The organism is Spirosoma oryzicola (assembly GCF_021233055.1).
Classification (GTDB): Bacteria; Bacteroidota; Bacteroidia; order Cytophagales; family Spirosomataceae; genus Spirosoma; species Spirosoma oryzicola.
Genome location: NZ_CP089538.1, coordinates 3,026,671 through 3,042,616, shown reverse-complemented (window position 1 = coordinate 3,042,616; position 15,946 = coordinate 3,026,671). Strand labels below are relative to the sequence as shown.

General features: G+C 50.2%; 17 protein-coding genes. 7 read left to right on the top strand and 10 right to left on the bottom strand.

Going from position 1 to position 15,946, the window contains the following annotated elements; genetic code table 11:
- Positions 1 to 28: 28 nt before the first annotated feature.
- From LQ777_RS12890 to LQ777_RS12875, 4 genes are all read right to left on the bottom strand, one after another.
- Entirely contained in the window at positions 29 to 469 is a 441-nt protein-coding gene (locus LQ777_RS12890) for a cytochrome c maturation protein CcmE domain-containing protein (protein WP_232558334.1), read from the bottom strand.
- A 46-nt stretch (positions 470 to 515) separates the two neighbouring features.
- Positions 516 to 800, bottom strand: coding sequence for a CcmD family protein (locus LQ777_RS12885; RefSeq protein WP_232558333.1), 285 nt, complete (start codon positions 798 to 800; stop codon positions 516 to 518).
- A 71-nt stretch (positions 801 to 871) separates the two neighbouring features.
- Positions 872 to 1,531 carry a cytochrome c biogenesis protein CcsA gene (gene ccsA / locus LQ777_RS12880; RefSeq protein WP_232558332.1) on the bottom strand — a complete coding sequence of 220 codons (660 nt, stop codon included), beginning with the start codon at positions 1,529 to 1,531 and terminating at the stop codon, positions 872 to 874.
- A 61-nt stretch (positions 1,532 to 1,592) separates the two neighbouring features.
- The gene (locus LQ777_RS12875; protein WP_232558331.1) at positions 1,593 to 2,267 is read right to left on the bottom strand and encodes a heme exporter protein CcmB; all 675 of its coding nucleotides are present in this window, start codon (positions 2,265 to 2,267) and stop codon (positions 1,593 to 1,595) included.
- Between the two features lie 285 nt (positions 2,268 to 2,552).
- Between LQ777_RS12875 and LQ777_RS12870 the strand changes: the two genes are divergently transcribed.
- The 3 genes from LQ777_RS12870 (at position 2,553) to feoB (ending at position 5,872) form a co-directional block, all read left to right on the top strand.
- Positions 2,553 to 3,317, top strand: a complete 765-nt coding sequence (locus tag LQ777_RS12870) for a sulfite exporter TauE/SafE family protein (RefSeq protein ID WP_232558330.1) — start codon at positions 2,553 to 2,555, stop codon at positions 3,315 to 3,317.
- Between the two features lie 147 nt (positions 3,318 to 3,464).
- A complete protein-coding gene (locus tag LQ777_RS12865) occupies positions 3,465 to 3,692 on the top strand; it encodes a FeoA family protein (protein WP_232558329.1) in 228 nt (75 codons plus the stop codon).
- A 65-nt stretch (positions 3,693 to 3,757) separates the two neighbouring features.
- Positions 3,758 to 5,872 (top strand): ferrous iron transport protein B, encoded by a 2,115-nt coding sequence (gene feoB, locus LQ777_RS12860; protein WP_232558328.1) that lies wholly within the window; start codon positions 3,758 to 3,760, stop codon positions 5,870 to 5,872.
- Between the two features lie 325 nt (positions 5,873 to 6,197).
- On the opposite strand, the gene LQ777_RS12855 is transcribed toward feoB, so the two are convergent.
- Positions 6,198 to 6,362, bottom strand: a complete 165-nt coding sequence (locus LQ777_RS12855; protein WP_232558327.1) for a hypothetical protein — start codon at positions 6,360 to 6,362, stop codon at positions 6,198 to 6,200.
- A 231-nt stretch (positions 6,363 to 6,593) separates the two neighbouring features.
- Positions 6,594 to 8,096: an NAD(P)H-hydrate dehydratase gene (locus LQ777_RS12850; RefSeq protein ID WP_232558326.1), complete on the bottom strand. Its 1,503-nt coding sequence runs from the start codon at positions 8,094 to 8,096 to the stop codon at positions 6,594 to 6,596.
- A 114-nt stretch (positions 8,097 to 8,210) separates the two neighbouring features.
- Here LQ777_RS12850 and rplS point away from each other — a divergent pair, with 114 nt between their 5' ends.
- From rplS to LQ777_RS12835, 3 genes are all read left to right on the top strand, one after another.
- Positions 8,211 to 8,585: a 50S ribosomal protein L19 gene (gene rplS / locus LQ777_RS12845; RefSeq protein WP_232558325.1), complete on the top strand. Its 375-nt coding sequence runs from the start codon at positions 8,211 to 8,213 to the stop codon at positions 8,583 to 8,585.
- 127 nt (positions 8,586 to 8,712) lie between these two features.
- Positions 8,713 to 9,486 carry a diaminopimelate epimerase gene (gene dapF / locus LQ777_RS12840; RefSeq protein WP_232558324.1) on the top strand — a complete coding sequence of 258 codons (774 nt, stop codon included), beginning with the start codon at positions 8,713 to 8,715 and terminating at the stop codon, positions 9,484 to 9,486.
- Positions 9,487 to 9,541: 55 nt separating this feature from the next.
- Complete coding sequence (locus tag LQ777_RS12835) at positions 9,542 to 10,471, top strand: bestrophin family protein (protein WP_232558323.1); 930 nt, start codon at positions 9,542 to 9,544, stop codon at positions 10,469 to 10,471.
- Positions 10,472 to 10,501: 30 nt separating this feature from the next.
- Here the strand turns inward: LQ777_RS12835 and LQ777_RS12830 are convergent, their stop codons facing one another.
- Together LQ777_RS12830 and LQ777_RS12825 are read right to left on the bottom strand one after the other, a co-directional pair.
- Positions 10,502 to 10,810, bottom strand: coding sequence for a rhodanese-like domain-containing protein (locus LQ777_RS12830; protein ID WP_232558322.1), 309 nt, complete (start codon positions 10,808 to 10,810; stop codon positions 10,502 to 10,504).
- 45 nt (positions 10,811 to 10,855) lie between these two features.
- The gene (locus LQ777_RS12825) at positions 10,856 to 11,224 is read right to left on the bottom strand and encodes a hypothetical protein (RefSeq protein ID WP_232558321.1); all 369 of its coding nucleotides are present in this window, start codon (positions 11,222 to 11,224) and stop codon (positions 10,856 to 10,858) included.
- 164 nt (positions 11,225 to 11,388) lie between these two features.
- Between LQ777_RS12825 and htpG the strand changes: the two genes are divergently transcribed.
- On the top strand, positions 11,389 to 13,218 hold the full coding sequence (gene htpG, locus LQ777_RS12820; protein WP_232558320.1) for a molecular chaperone HtpG: 1,830 nt from the start codon (positions 11,389 to 11,391) through the stop codon (positions 13,216 to 13,218).
- Positions 13,219 to 13,314: 96 nt separating this feature from the next.
- On the opposite strand, the gene LQ777_RS12815 is transcribed toward htpG, so the two are convergent.
- Positions 13,315 to 13,950 carry a DUF4126 domain-containing protein gene (locus LQ777_RS12815; protein WP_232558319.1) on the bottom strand — a complete coding sequence of 212 codons (636 nt, stop codon included), beginning with the start codon at positions 13,948 to 13,950 and terminating at the stop codon, positions 13,315 to 13,317.
- A 94-nt stretch (positions 13,951 to 14,044) separates the two neighbouring features.
- Positions 14,045 to 15,535 carry an ATP-dependent DNA helicase gene (locus tag LQ777_RS12810; RefSeq protein ID WP_232558318.1) on the bottom strand — a complete coding sequence of 497 codons (1,491 nt, stop codon included), beginning with the start codon at positions 15,533 to 15,535 and terminating at the stop codon, positions 14,045 to 14,047.
- Positions 15,536 to 15,946 lie beyond the last annotated feature (411 nt).

The window sequence follows — 15,946 nt, the reverse complement described above, 5'->3', positions numbered from 1 at the left end:
GTGGGAAAAGCTGTAAGCTGAAAGCCTTTTAAAGTTGGGCTGTTTTGGCTTCGTGTTCGGTTGTTTCCAGCTTATTTTCCTGGTACTTAGACGGACATTTTAGCAAAATCTTATCGCACTGGAAGTGATCCCCTTTCATTGCCCCGATGATGACAACTTGCTCGGAACGCTCAAAATCCTGTGGCTTAGGACTGTTGAAAACAACCTTCTGCGCCCGGTTTTCATTGTCGATCAGCGTAAACTCAAAGTGGTTTGGGTCGATAGCAGGATCATAAAGCATGTCCGTAACCCGTCCTTGGGCATCTTTCTGAACCTTACCAACGACGTGAATCATCTTATCGTCGCCATCTTGAGCAAGTTCGGCCGCTTGTTTAAAGGTAACGTAGGAACTGGCATCACCCGCCGTTGCAACAATGATACCAATGGCTAATGCAATAACAATAATCCCGAAAATGTGAGAGAGTTTCATAACTGTGAAACAAGATAGGTTAACTAAAAATAAGCGGGTCTACTGATTAATGAATGGCATTTTTAGTCCGCTCAGGTGTATCCGTTACGTTTCTTCGTTGGCCTTTGACCTCATCCTCCAGCTTCCCGATTTGGCGGTCGAGCCGAACGAGATAAACGATGATGCCCACAAATACGGCTGCGATGACAGCCACCACCACCCATATTTTACCATCGGCCCGGAGCTTGTCGGCCATCTCAACGCCGTCCGATACAGGCTGTTGAGCCATTAGAGTATGGCCCAGTAGAAGAAGGGCTGCTAGTGGGGCTTTCGTCAGAAAAGACAGTCGCATTTGAATAAGAACAAGAAGTCAAAAAAATAACGTAAAAATATAAAGAATCATTCCGGTTTACACCCACAGAATTATTCTTCGAGCGCTAGTTTTATCCGCCGGAGCCGGACCCGCAACTCGGTAATCCATACGCCCAGAAGCGTAAAGCCAATAATGGCCGGATAAAACACCATGCGTAAGTTGTTATCCATGTCGTATTTGCCAAACGCTGGATTGCCACCATTACCGGGGTGTAGCGAATCATTCAGGCGAGGAACGATGAAAATAAGCGGAACAAAAACGGCAAACGCAAAGATGTTATAAACCGCCGAAATGCGAGCACGGCGCTGTTCATCGTCGAACGAGCCGCGCAAAATCAGATAAGCCAGATAAAGCAGCATACCAACCGCAACGCTGTTTAGTTTAGGATCATTAGGCCAGGGGTCACCCCAGGTAAAATTAGCCCATAACGAACCCGTCGCGCAGCCCAGCAGACCAAACAGAATCGCCGTATTGGCAAATTCGATGGCTACCAGATCGTCAGTGAGCCGACCATTTCGCAGGTAACGAATTGAGTAAACCGCCGATGTCAGAAGCAGAATGATCATACCAAACCAAAGCGGAACGTGAAAATACACGTTGCGAATGCTTTCGTTGAGAATGGGCTGACGGGGTACGACACCCAGCAACCCCTGTAGTATCACATAGGTCAGAATAAGGACCGAAAGGGCTTTCCACCAGTTCTTTTTCATAAGTAACACGGACGTTCTGTCCGTATAGTTAATGTAAGTAAGCGGAGATGTCCGCGTTACGTTAGCTCCGCCATAAAAACGGAAATAACAGCCAGGATAATGTTAAAACAATGGCGTCGATGGCGAGTACGATTCCGATCTCGTCCCAGCTTGAACCACGATCAAGCCCATCGAGCGCATTTTTCGATATTTTCAGCAGCATCAGCAGCAGCGGAAGAATAATCGGGAAACTTAACACCGCCATGAGCGTCGCTGGATTCTCGGCTTTGCTAGCAATGCCCGAAACGAGCGTCAGCGAAGCCGCGAAACCAATAGCACCCAGGATCAACGTAAGCAGATAGAGCGTTACGTCCTGAACCGGATTGCCCAGTACAAAGGCGTAGACGCCAAATCCCAGCAAGGCCAACACGAGCATCAGGGCCGTATTGTACAGTATTTTTGAGATAATGATCTGCTCAGGACTTGCCAGAATATAGTAATACAATTGTCGGCCAGCGCGTTCCTGCACGAAGCTTTTCGCAATAGCGTTGATCGCCGTGAACAAAAGAATAATCCAAAACAGGGTGTTCCAGACAATCGGCGTCAATTGACCACGACGGGCATTAAAACTCAGGTAGCACACAAACACCGCCCCGACAATGTATAATAGCATCCCGTTGAGCGCGTAGCGTTGCCGCCACTCGAGCAGAAACTCTTTACGCATCAACGCACTCAACTGTCGTACTGAATCGGTCATGTCATTCGTTTACGACTGCAAATTTACGGCGCAATGCCGATGCGAAAAAGAAATAGTTTTGTATTCTGTGTTCTTAAAGCTGATGATCGTTGTCATAGAACCCCGTGAGCGCTGTCAGGCAAAACGACAAACCGATTATTGACAGCGACCAGGACAGAGCCCTTGGTACATGCCGCATGAATCACGTTCGTCGAGACATCACTATATTTGCTCCTTAAATGGCGTTGGCTTTTACTCAGCGTAGTCTGGTTTGGACCTGTCAACGTGCGGTAAGAGTTATTCGTGATGGATTATTCAGTTGTTCTGCTTCTCTGCGGTTTCTCGTTTTTAGCTGGTTTTGTGGATGCCATCATTGGTGGGGGCGGCCTGATTCAAACGCCCGCGATTCTGTTTACCTTACCCCAATATCCTATTCCAACGCTGATCGGTTCAACCAAAATACCATCCCTATGCGGTAGCCTGATGGGCGCGTTCCAGTACGGTCGGCGGGTAGCCGTTGCCGGACGATTTATTGCCCCGATGATGGCGATTGCTTTCGGCGCTTCCTGGTTGGGGTCCTGGACGCTTACCCGGGTGCCCAACAGTTTTATGAAGCCGTTTGCGCTGGTTATTCTCATTGCCGTTTTTATCTATACACTGACAAAAAAAGAATTTGGTCAAGTAACGCGTCAGTCCGTTCCTGCGCGTCAGCAGCGCATACGGATGTGGGCAATGGGTGCCTGTATTGGCTTTTACGACGGCTTTTTTGGCCCTGGCACGGGCAGTTTTCTCGTGTTGGGCTTTATTGCCTTGATCGGCTTCGACTTTTTAAAAGCCAGCGCGCACGCTAAATTGGTCAATGCCGCTACTAACCTCGCCAGCGTTTTATTTTTTGTCAAAGAAGGTACAATCCTGTATGCTGTAGCGATACCGATGGCCGTCGCTAATTTGTGTGGCGCTTTTTTCGGAGCCCGGCTGGCCATACTGAAAGGCAACCAATTCATCCGCATCTTTTTTCTGCTCGTCATTACGGCGACGATTATACGATTTGGCTGGGATTTAGTTGGATAAAATAACCCGTAAGGGCAAGTCGTTACCGATAAAAGTAGTAGAGTGGATGGGGTAAGATATTTTCAAATGCTCCTTGCAAACCCAAACTTTCCGTTGTAATCTTGCGTTAATTAAACTGAATCTAAATAAGCTTAAGATCCCGGTACCATGAGCAAACGTAGCGTTGCCGATTTGAAAATTGGTGAGCGAGCGGTTATTCAATCGTTCGACAATCAATTAATGTCGCTTAAACTACTTGAAATGGGCTGTTTGCCGGGAGCTGAAGTGTGCGTAAGTGGAAAAGCGCCACTGGGCGATCCAATCTGCCTAAACGTGGCAGGCTATTGTTTAGCCATGCGAAAATCCGAAGCTGCTACAATTCTGATTGACAATTAAAGGGTTATGGCGGTTTGCGGGCGCATAAGAGTCGTAAGCCGGATGCTATAATCTGTATAACTGCTTTGAAATCATCCCCCGTAATCGCCCTTGTTGGCAATCCTAATGCCGGTAAATCGTCGCTGTTCAACCAACTGACTGGGCTCCGCCAGAAGACGGGTAATTTTCCCGGCGTTACGGTAGACAAAAAGTCTGGTCCGTGGTCGATAACGGATCAACTAACGGCCAACGTCGTTGACTTACCCGGTGTTTACTCCATTTATCCGAAATCGCTAGACGAGCAGATCGTTACCGACATACTCGCTAATCCGGCTCACCCGGATTACCCCGATGTCGCTGTCGTGGTTGTTGACGCATCCAATCTGCACCGCAACCTGCTGCTTTTTACCCAAATAGCTGATCTGGGCGTTCCGGTCATACTGGCCCTGAACATGCTCGATGTGGCTCGCCAGCAGGCAAAAGACGTTAATGCCGTACGTTTGGCGATGCAGTTGGGAGTGCCCGTTGTGCGCATCAATGCGCGTACGGGCGAAGGGATCGAGCCACTCAAGAAAGCCGTGCTGGGCCAGCTTCGTAAACCAACGTTGCAGGAGAAATTATTTTTTGATCCGGGCGAGGAAGCGGCTGATCTGATTGCCGATACAAAAGCGCAGTACCAGCTCGGCAACAATTACCTGGCATTACAGTACGTCATTCAGCACGATGGATTTACGTTTCTGAATCATCAGCAGCAGGCTGGACTGGATGCCATCATTACGAAACACCAATTTAACGAACCCACGTTTCAGGCGGGCGAAACAATCACGCGTTACAAGCGGATCGCGAACGTCGTTGCCGAAACCGTTACCGATCAGCGCCCGGCCGATCAAGCCACCTGGACGCAGAAACTTGACCGTGTGCTGTTGCATCCGGTTTGGGGGTACGCCATTTTCGCCCTGGTCCTGATGCTCATTTTTCAGGCCATTTTTGCGTGGGCACAACCCTTCATGGACGGTATTGATACGGGCGTAGCCTGGCTCAACGGTCGGCTAAAAGACAGCTTACCCGAAGGACCGCTCACGGATCTGCTTACCGATGGTATTCTGGCCGGAGTGGGAGGGATTCTGGTCTTTATCCCGCAAATCGCGTTTTTGTTCTTGTTAGTTGCGCTACTCGAAGAATCGGGCTATATGTCGAGGGTAATGGTCATCATGGACCGCATCATGCGCAAATTCGGCCTGAACGGACGCAGTGTCGTACCCTTGATTTCGGGCGTTGCCTGCGCTGTTCCCGCCATTATGGCTACCCGTAGCATTGGTACCCGACGGGATCGTCTGATAACGATCCTGGTGACGCCACTCATGAGCTGTTCGGCCCGATTGCCAATTTATACTATTCTGATTGCCTTAGTCGTACCGAACCAGCGTGTGCTGGGTATATTTAACGTACAGGGATTGGCGCTGATGGGGCTATACCTCTTAGGCTTGGTGAGCGCTCTGCTTGCTGCCTATGTGCTGAAACTGGTTCTTCGCAGTAAAGAGCGCAGTTTCTTTATCATGGAGCTGCCTACGTTCAAATTACCCCGCTGGAACCACGTGGCGCTAACTGTTTGGGAAAGCGTGCGGGCATTTGTGTGGGAAGCCGGGCGTGTTATCCTGGCTATTTCGATCGTGCTGTGGGTACTGGCCAGTTACGGCCCCGGCGATTCCATGCAACGCGCCGAAGAGCAGGTCCGCCAGCAAAGCCAGCCATTGGACGCCGACGAATTGGCGAATCGAATTGCCTCCGAACGACTCGAAGCCTCGTATGCCGGGCGCTTTGGTCATTTTATCGAACCCGTTATCCGCCCGCTTGGCTATGACTGGAAAATCGGTATTGCGTTAATCAGTTCCTTTGCCGCCCGCGAGGTATTTGTCGGTACGATGTCGACCATTTACAGCATTGGAACGGGCGACGACGAAGGGGTTACGATTCGGGAGCGGCTTCGGCAGGAGCGCAACCCGCAGACGGGGGATCGTATGTACACACCGGCGCTGGCCTGGTCCTTGCTGATTTTCTACGTTTTCGCCATGATGTGCATGAGTACACTGGCGGCAACCCAGCGTGAAACCAAAAGCTGGAAGTGGCCGATGGTTCAGCTGGTTTACATGATGGCATTAGCCTATGGAGCCGCATTCGTAACCTATCATTCGCTAAGCTAATATGGTGGCGGTAGGTACTTCCCCCGACAAGGTTTAGCGGCTGATTGAGTTGTGTAATCCGATCCTTGAACCTGAACTCAGCCCTTTCCCAAACTGTATTCGAAACAAAGGCTACAGGGTGCTTACCAGGTCGGTTGCTTACAGCCGATATAGACGTGCTTTCTTGCTTATCAAGCAGCGACTGGGTTACAAACAAGTTCACGCATTAACAAAATAAGCTGTAAAAGCTAAAAGGTAGCTAACCAATTCGGTCGGATCTGGTTTATAAAGAAAATCCCCGCCAGCGCTTGGCTGACAGGGATCAACGTCTTACAAAGAATTACAATTACCAAAGCAATCCTTTTGAGATCAAGGGATAAATAAAGTGGTAGACAATATAAGCAAATAATGCCAGGGTTAGGCCGCCTAAAGCGCTGGTTTGATCGAAGGTCGCCCGGTTCTTTCGCGAAGGACGACTTACGCGCCAATCACGCTGTGCTGTAGGTTTCATAAGTACTTGTCAGTATAAAGCTACAAAGTGCAGTACAAATTTGGGGCCGTTTTCTGCTATCGCCTAGAGCGAAAATCCGGATTTTGTGTTCTGCGTATAACTACCTGATTTGCTAGAAACCTATATACGTCGATGTTTATTATTCGGTAGCTACGCTAATTCTGGAATCAAGTTACTCTAGAGCATAAGTGTAGAATACGCTCTACACTTATGTTAAACGTTTTCTACAGATTACTCCCACCGTAGCGCATCGACAACGTCAGAAGCCGTCATTCCAATGGGGCCGCGTTGTTCCGCTGCTCGATCACCCGCCAGTCCGTGGAAGAAAACACCTAGTACGGCTGCTTCGATTGGGTCGTAGCCTTGGGCAAGTAGGGCGGTTAGTACACCCGTAAGTACGTCACCAGTGCCACCGGTGCTCAGACCAGGGTTTCCCGTCGAATTAAAATGAATATCGCCGTCGGGCGTAGCTACTGCCGAATAAGCACCTTTCAGAACGACGACGACTTTATACTTCTTCGCAAAGTTGCGGAGTAGCTCTAATTTTTGATAATCGTCTTTCCACGTCTGGGTGAGCCGTTCAAATTCCTTGGGATGCGGGGTTAGAATGCTATACTTCGGTAGTTTATCCAGTAACTCCCGGTTCTCCGACAACAAATTAAGGGCATCAGCGTCTACTACCATTGGCTTCGTCAGCGTTGGCAGTAAGTCCCGCAGCATAGCCAGGGTTTCGGGCGCTTTACCAATACCAGGCCCAATGCCGACGGTGGAGTAGTCGGCTGGGGGAGGAGTATCTACTTCACTGTGACCCGTTAGCATCCGCTCATTGGAATCCGGGCGGCACATTGCTTCGGGAACCGCCGTTTGCAGCGTCGTATAGCCACAGCTGGGAGCGTGGACCGTCAGTAAGCCAACGCCTGACCGCAGGCAAGCGCGCGCGGATAGCACCGCGGCACCGATCTTTCCGTAACTACCGGCCAACAGCAAAGCGTGGCCAAACGAACCTTTGTTCGAAAAGCGTTCCCGCTTGTGGAGCAGCAGACGGGCGTCCTTGGGCTGGGTGTAATAATACGGCGTTGGCGCATGGTCGATATATCGCTTGTGAAGCCGGATATCAACAAGGTGCCATTCGCCGACGTAACGCCCGTTTTTAGGCATCACGAAGGCCAGTTTAGGCAATTGAAAGGTGATTGTATAATCGGGTTCAATAATAGCATCAGCCAGACTGTTGGGTTGATCGGTGTAAAGACCGCTGGCAATATCCACCGAGACTACCGTAGCCGGAGCGCGGTTGATCGCTCCAATGGTATCCTTGATAATACCCTCGGCGGGCCGCGATAGACCGGAGCCCAAAATGGCATCAATAACTACTTCGTTATGGCGGATGGCAGGAATATCTTCCGTTAATTCGACGTAGTGGATACGCTCGATGACGAGCTTAAGACGCCGGTGGTTGTGCATGAAATCGTCGGACTCGCGGGGCGCATACCGAACGACATACACATCGATTGGGTAATCGCGTTCAAGAAGCAGACGGGCAATCGCTAAGCCATCACCCCCGTTATTGCCTAACCCGCAGAAAATTTTGGTGGATGTTGTGTTTGGAAAGCGATCAACGAACCAGTCGACAAAAGCGAGAGCCGCTCGCTCCATGAGGTTGATGGGCGCGATGGGTTCGTTCTGAATAGTGGATTTATCGAGGGCACGAATTTGATCGGCATTTAATATTTTCATGAAGGGCGTATTGGTTAGGCCGTGTAATTTCGCAAAAGTATTTTCTAGTACGGATAAATTTGCTATCTTTGCGGCTCATTTCGCAAATACTTATCTGGCGATTTATATACAGTCATGAGCGAGTTAATCAAATTAGTGGAGGCAGACAACGCGCAGCGTCGCGCCGATTTGCCCACGTTCCGGGCGGGCGATACGGTGAACGTACACGTCAAAATCCGCGAAGGAAATAAGGAGCGTATTCAGGTGTTTACGGGAACCGTCATTCAGCGCCGGAACCCAAGTAGCGCTGGCGAGACGTTTACTGTCCGCAAAGTATCGAATGGTATTGGTGTTGAGCGGATCTTCCCGGTCCTTTCGCCAAATATCGACAAAATTGAAGTGGTTCGTCTCGGTAAAGTACGTCGCGCTCGGTTGTTCTTCCTACGTGGTCGTCAGGGTAAAGCTGCACGTCTCAAAGAGCGTAAGCCAAAAGCAGTTGCAGCCGCTTAGTCCGCTTCTGAGTAACCATTATCTTCTGAAAAGCTGCCTGTACAGGTAGCTTTTTTTGTATTCCCTGCAATCGTCTCCGGCTATTGCAGGGACGATTCACCCATCCGGAGTCTGTTGCAATTCGACTATGGATTTCTATAAATACCAGGGCACCGGTAATGATTTCGTGCTGGTAGACGATCGGGCGGGTGCGTTTTCTGCTTCCGATCAGGCGTTTATCGAACGGTTGTGCCATCGGCGGTTCGGCATCGGTGCCGACGGTTTGATTCTGTTACAGAACGATTCCGAGTATGACTTCAGGATGGTTTATTTCAACGCGGACGGAGCCGAAGGAAGCATGTGCGGCAACGGTGGGCGCTGTATCGTTCGTTTTGCGCATGATCTGGGGGTATTCGAGAGCGAGACCCGGTTCATGGCCGTTGATGGTGAACATACCGCGCTGGTAAACGAAGGCGAAATATCCTTGAAAATGAGCAATGTATCCGGTATTGAGCAACGAAATGGACTGACATTTCTCAATACGGGTTCTCCCCACGTTGTCCAGTTTGTCGATGATCTGGAGTCGCTTGATGTCGTTGCCGAAGGGCGCAAGATTCGGTATAGCGCTCCGTTTCAACCGGGTGGAACGAATGTTAACTTTGCGCAGGTGGTTGACGAAAATACCCTGTTTGTCAGAACGTACGAGCGGGGGGTAGAAGACGAAACGTATTCCTGCGGGACGGGGGTAACGGCGGTGGCCTTGGTGGCTCACCAGCAGTTGAATACGCCTACTCCGGTCTCGATACGGACCATCGGCGGTAACCTGCGCGTCTCGTTTACGGCGCTGGCCGACGGTCGCTTTGAGGCTATTCACTTGATTGGTCCAGCGCAGCGTGTGTTTACGGGTACCCTGCCCCGCTGATGTTGTGTTCAGATAGTCCGTAGTTTTAGTTCAACATTACCGAACGTTATCGTCAATGATTATCTATAAATCAAAGGCTTGGCTGCCTGCGCTCTGGCATTTCCACACAGGCCCTACGGCTATCGCACTGCTCCGTCGATTGGTCGTCGTTGGCATTTACGCCACCTTTGTGACGATAGGGGAATTGAATTTCATTGACTTTCGCCTGAAAGATACGCCTAGTTCGTTTTTGCAGGCGATGGGCATTCTGTTGAGCTTGCTCCTGATTTTCCGTACCAACACCGCGTATGACCGCTTTTACGAGGGACGGCAGGCCTGGGGGACGCTTGTAAACAATTGCCGGAATTTAGCGATTTTCTTCAACGCTGTTTTGCCGCAGAGCGATACGGATAGCCGGCTGTTCTTTGCCAAAGCCATTTCTAATTTCCCGTTTGCGCTTAAAAATCACTTACGGGATATACCGGGTACGGATGAACTGGATGTCGTGGAAGAAGTTGACCGGCGCAGTCTGGATAAGTTTGATCATAAACCCGCCGGTGTGACCAGTCAACTCTGGGTGAAAACAGAGATGCTTTATCGGGCGGGGCATATCTCGGAATCGCAGCACATCAACCTCAACCGGAACCTGACGGTTCTGATGGACGTATGCGGCATTTGCGAACGGATCAAAAGCACACCCATTCCGTTTTCCTACAATTTATTTATCAAGCTGTTTATCATGATCTACGTGGCTATTCTGCCCTTCACGATCATTACGGCTTATGGCTACCTGACAATTCCGGCTGTAATTCTCACGTCTTACGTGCTGGTTGGTCTGGAGATGATCGGTGAAGAAATTGAGGAGCCGTTCGGACTCGAGCGTAATGATTTGCCCCTGAATCAGCTAAGTCGGCAGATTCGGGTCAACGTACACGATATTTTACAGATCAATCTGCCGCCCATCGAGAAGCAGGCTGCCAAGCCTGGGTTCACCATCGTGACGTAGCTGAGCGGATGAGGTTACCGAAACCGTGGCTTAGTCTTCTGCTTCGATGATGCCGCCGTGTACATGGTAAATCGTCTTGGTCTGCATGTCGGGCTGTCTTAACAAATCTTTAGCAGCAATCCGGCTCCGGACGCCATTGGTACAAAGCACAATAAGCGTATCATAGGGAGCCAGTTCCGCTTTCCGGGCGCGGATATCGGCCAGGGGAATGTTTACTCCACCGAGGTTGAACTCCTCGTACTCCCATTCGTCGCGAACATCGATAACGGCGGTGTTTGCTTGCTGGCGAAGCAAGTCGAGGTCCGCGAGCGGAATATCTGTGTAGTCATGTGCAGTCATACGCCTGAATAACCATCGATTCGGCCTGGCCGTTCAGTTGGGGTGCTATCGATCACGGATTGCTATAATTTCAATCTCGCCTACTTCGGGACGACTGCCCCAGCCACATTGTAGCGGTACCTGCTTACCCGTTTCGGCAAACCGAATGGTTACCGAACGTTCGTACGGGCTTGCGCCAGCCGGCGTACTGGCCATAGCTTTCTGCAAAATAGGCAGTGAATTGGCCGTTGGTTTATACCGCGCATCGGCTGACGGGTTGCCGTGATCGAGTCGGACAAACTCTTCGCAGCCGTCGGTGGCCAGACTATTGGCGTAAATAAACGCTGGCTCGGTGCGCTCGGGACCCAGGTTATTGGCTGATTGAGTCTTGCAATTCAGTAGTAGGGCTACCAGCAGGCATAAGAATGGTTTCATACCGGTTCGTTTGGGTAAGGTAGTACGGGCTTCTAAACGGTTAAAACAAACAGCTGAACGATCTGTTTGAGGCTGTCAATCTGTCAGCCAGGCGCAGGCTGGAACAGGATTTGATCACGCCCCGTTACGTTATCATTCTATTTACTCAGGACCTTTAAGACCTTATGGAAGCCGTTCAAAACGAAAAAGGGCAGATTTCGATCCATACCGAGAATATCTTCCCGATTATCAAGAAATTTCTTTACTCCGACCACGAAATTTTTCTGCGTGAATTAGTGTCAAACGCCGTAGATGCTACCCAAAAGTTGCGTCAACTGGCTTCGTTTGGTGAATTTGGCGGGGAGCTAGGTGATCTGAAAGTGACGGTTTCGCTCAACGAAGAAGCCAAAACGATTACCATTAGTGACAATGGAATCGGGATGACCGCCGATGAAATCAAGAAATACATCAACCAGATTGCTTTCTCGGGCGCGTCTGACTTTCTGGAGAAGTATAAAGACAAAACGGACGACAAAGGGCAGATCATCGGTCATTTTGGCTTAGGTTTTTACTCGGCCTTTATGGTAGCCGAGAAAGTAGAAATTATTACCAAATCGTACCGGGACAACGCCGAGGCCGCCCGCTGGATCTGCGATGGATCGACCGAGTTTGAGCTGACGGCTGCCGAGCGCGCGGAACGGGGAACGGACATCATTCTTTACATTGCCCCCGATTCGGAAGAATTTCTCAACAAAGGCCGCATCCGGGGAATCCTCGACAAATACGCTCGCTTCCTGCCCGTCACGGTGGAATTCGATGGGCAGGTGGTGAACAACACAACGCCGATCTGGACCAAGGCACCGTCTGAATTGACCGACGAAGATTACAAAACGTTCTACCGGGAGCTATACCCGATGAGCGAAGAACCGCTCTTCTGGATTCACCTGAACGTCGATTACCCCTTCAACCTGACCGGTATCCTGTACTTCCCCCGGGTTAAGAACGAGTTGCGGTTCCAGCGCGAAAAAATTCAGCTGTACAGCCGTCAGGTGTTTATTACCGATGAGGTAAAAGACGTAGTGCCTGATTTTCTGATGATGCTGCACGGTGTTATCGACTCGCCGGACATTCCGCTCAACGTATCGCGGAGCTTCTTACAGGCCGACGCCAACGTCAAGAAAATCAACGGCTATATCACCCGTAAGGTAGCGGATAAGCTGAACGATCTGTTCAACGCCGACCGGAAAGCGTTTGAGGAGAAGTTTGACGATATCGGTCTGTTCATCAAATATGGTATTCTAAGCGACGACAAGTTTTGGGAGAAAGCCAAAAATTTCGTGTTGCTGAAAAATACGGAAGGCCAATACGCCACCCTCGACGAGTACCGGGAAAAAATTCAGGCAAACCAACTCGATAAAAACGATACCCTGGTCGTTCTTTACACTACGGATCCGAAGCAGCAGGATGCGTACATTGAGTCGGCACGTCGCCGGGGATACGATGTTCTGTTGCTGAACACGGTAATTGATCCGCATTTTATCAATGCGCTCGAACAAAAGCTGGAAAAAATAAACTTCCAGCGTGTTGACGCCGATACGCTGGATAAGCTGATCGACAAAGGAATCAACAACGAGAGTGTTTTGTCGGAAGACGATAAAACAAAGCTCAAGGAAACGTTTGAGCAGGTGCTTAACAACAAAATGCTGAACGTGAGCATTGAAGCGCAGCCAACGGACGAATTACCCGTTACCATTACGATGCCGGAATTTATGCGTCGGATGAAAGACATGTCGGCCTTATCGGGTGAGCAGTCGTTCTATGGTAACCTGCCGGTGACGTATAACGTGGTGGTCAATGCGAACCACCCACTGATTGGTAAAGTGCTGGCCGAAACGGATGCTGATGCGCAGAAGTCGCTGGTGAAGCAGGTGTACGATCTGGCGTTATTGTCGCAGAACATGCTGACCGGTGCTGACCTGACGGCCTTTGTTCGTCGCACCGTTGCCACGCTGTAGGCGTTTTCGGAAAAAGAAAGTAACAATTAATTATTCTGTGTATAAAAGCAGATGGGCTATTCCAACTTGGAGTAGCCCATTTTTTGTTCGTCCTGACTAGGCCCGGCCATTACTGCTACGCGGTATCTGGGTGATGGAACCACCTGCCGGTTTACGGGAAGCGCGCGTAAACCACACTTTTCGTTTGGCGAGCAACCGACCAATGATAAAGATAAGGACGGCTCCGATGATGACCGCTCCAATAAGCGGCAAGAAAATAGTAAACAAGGAAAGACCAAATGAGGCAACGTTCTCGCCGGTAGCGACAACCGGGTTGGCAACACCACCCGTGGTCGCAGTCGAGCCCAGTCGAAGCAAACTGGTTCCTGCCTGCACGATACCCGCCGAACCACCACCCAGCATAAGCCCTAACCCCCAATGGACCAGTGAGTTATCAATGTGTAAAAAGGATGTGCTTAGTACAGTCCCCGCAATGACGGATGCGGGGGTTGCGAGTGTATCCAGCAGGTTGTCGAGCCAGGGAATGTAGTAAGCTCCAATCTCGAAGATTGTTGCCAGTGATAAGCCGAATAAAGCAGGCCAGTCACTGAGCCACTCAAAGCCCGCTACCGTGCCAATAAATCCCAGCTTAGTAGCTACACTGGCAATGAGTAAGGGAACAAAGACGCGAAAACCACAGCAGGCAGCCAGACCTACGCCGATACAGGCGCTCATAATCCATTGAATGGACATAGTTCGTAAACAGTTATTGATGAATGGTCTGTCTGCTGTTCGTCAACGAGCGGTCATACCGACTAGTATAAACCTGATTTCGGCCCGCACGGTTTTAACCAAAAAATTGCGCGTTAAAATTCATCAAAAACGCTTCGTCGGTGGCGCGGGTAAGGGCGGTGTAAAGCCAGCGAACAAATTCGTTGTTCACCTGGCCATCGGGTAGGAACCCCTGATCGACAAAAACCGCGCTCCACTGGCCCCCCTGGGCTTTATGACAGGTAAGGGCATAGGCAAACTTTACCTGCAAGGCATTCAGGTAAGGATCGCGTCGGACTGCTTCGGCCCGCTCTTTCTTGCTTTTGATGTAAAAATAATCCTTCATCACGCTTTCGTAGAGCGCTTTGTGCTGCTCCGATGTCAGCGACGGAACGGGAGTGTGCAGCGTGTCGAGCAGGATTTTGGCCTCAAAGTCCGGTTGTTCTTCGTAGTCCACCAGGCGTAGGGTAACCGTGGCAAACCGAAAGCCGTGCATTTCTTCCTTGTTTCTGATCTTAAGCACCTCGGCAAATTCTCCGTTTGCCAGAAAACCAGCGGGGGAGTCTTCGTCCAGCGTTGTGTAATTGTTGCGGGCAATCATCAGCATATCGCCCGCGTCGAGTTCTTCTTCGCATTGGTCAATCATCCGCCGAACAAACTGGTTGTACTGAACCGCTGTTTTGTTTGAACGACAGAGAATCACCGTATTCTCCCGACCGTATTTATCGTAAGCGTACCGGATGCCGTCTTCCAGCTTGGTGAGTGGCATCTTGTATACATCGCTGAACGACCGCACATTAAGCTGAATAGGAGGGACTTCGGTTGTGGTTGAACTGCTGTTATCGCTCAGGAGCGCGTCGAACCCGATTGCTTTGGGGGTTGGCTCCGTATCCCCGAGCAGCAGACGCAGGCTGGTTGCGTTGTAAAGAATACCTGATTCTTCGTCCTGGCGCATCACCTCGGTCAGCTCCTGTTCGTAGACGGTCATGTCGAACGCGCTGGAAAGAAACCCCCGGTCAAGCGCCGGACTCAGTTCCCGGCCAACGGGAGGTAACTGCGCGGTATCGCCAACGAGCAATAACTTGTTGCCCGGCCCTTCGAACACATAATCAATCAAATCGGTAAGCAAACCTTTGCCGCCAAAATCGGCTTCGTCGGAGATCATCGAGGCTTCATCTACGATAAAGAGCGTGTCTTCGTGGTAATTCTTCTGCCGCTGAAACGCCAATGTACCTGAGCCCGGATCGGCCACCTGGCGATAAATCTTCCGGTGGATTGTCTGAGCTGGTTTTTTGGCGTAATTGAACATTACTTTAGCCGCCCGACCCGTAGGGGCCAGCAGCACCGATTTATAACCAAAACGTGGTAATACTTTAATGAGGGTTCCGACGAGGGTGGTTTTACCCGTTCCGGCGTAACCGCGCAGTAAAAAACAGTCGCGGTAATGTTCAAACTCTTCGCGCGTGATGAACGCACCAATCTGTTCAAAGAATTGCTGTTGCCCGGAAGTCGGTTTGTAAGGAAAACGTTTGGCCAGCAATTGCGCAGCCGTCTGGGTTTCATTCATACCTGTAAGATACGAAATATTCGCGTCTTTTGAAACCGAATTTCACCGGAAAAGAAACCGATTACAAGCCGCATCGCAACGCGTTGCGCAGGAAGGCTATGCCCATAAAAAACGCCCGGTCGCAAAGATGTACCGGGCGTTTTGATCTATTTTAGATACATGAAAATAAGTACAAATCTGAACCAGTGCGCTTGACGAACGATACCGTTCGTAGCCCGAAACTTCGTAGGCTCAGGCGTACTTGCCACCGCTGCGTGTAGAAGCGTTCTAGGCGGTAGCTTATAGCAACGTCTAGTTTCCTGCCATGAACTAGCCTAACTTCACACTGAATTGCGAACAAACATACTTACTAGTAAGCACATATGAATGACCATAAAGTTAATTTCCACTGAAGATTCTTTACTTGATAAT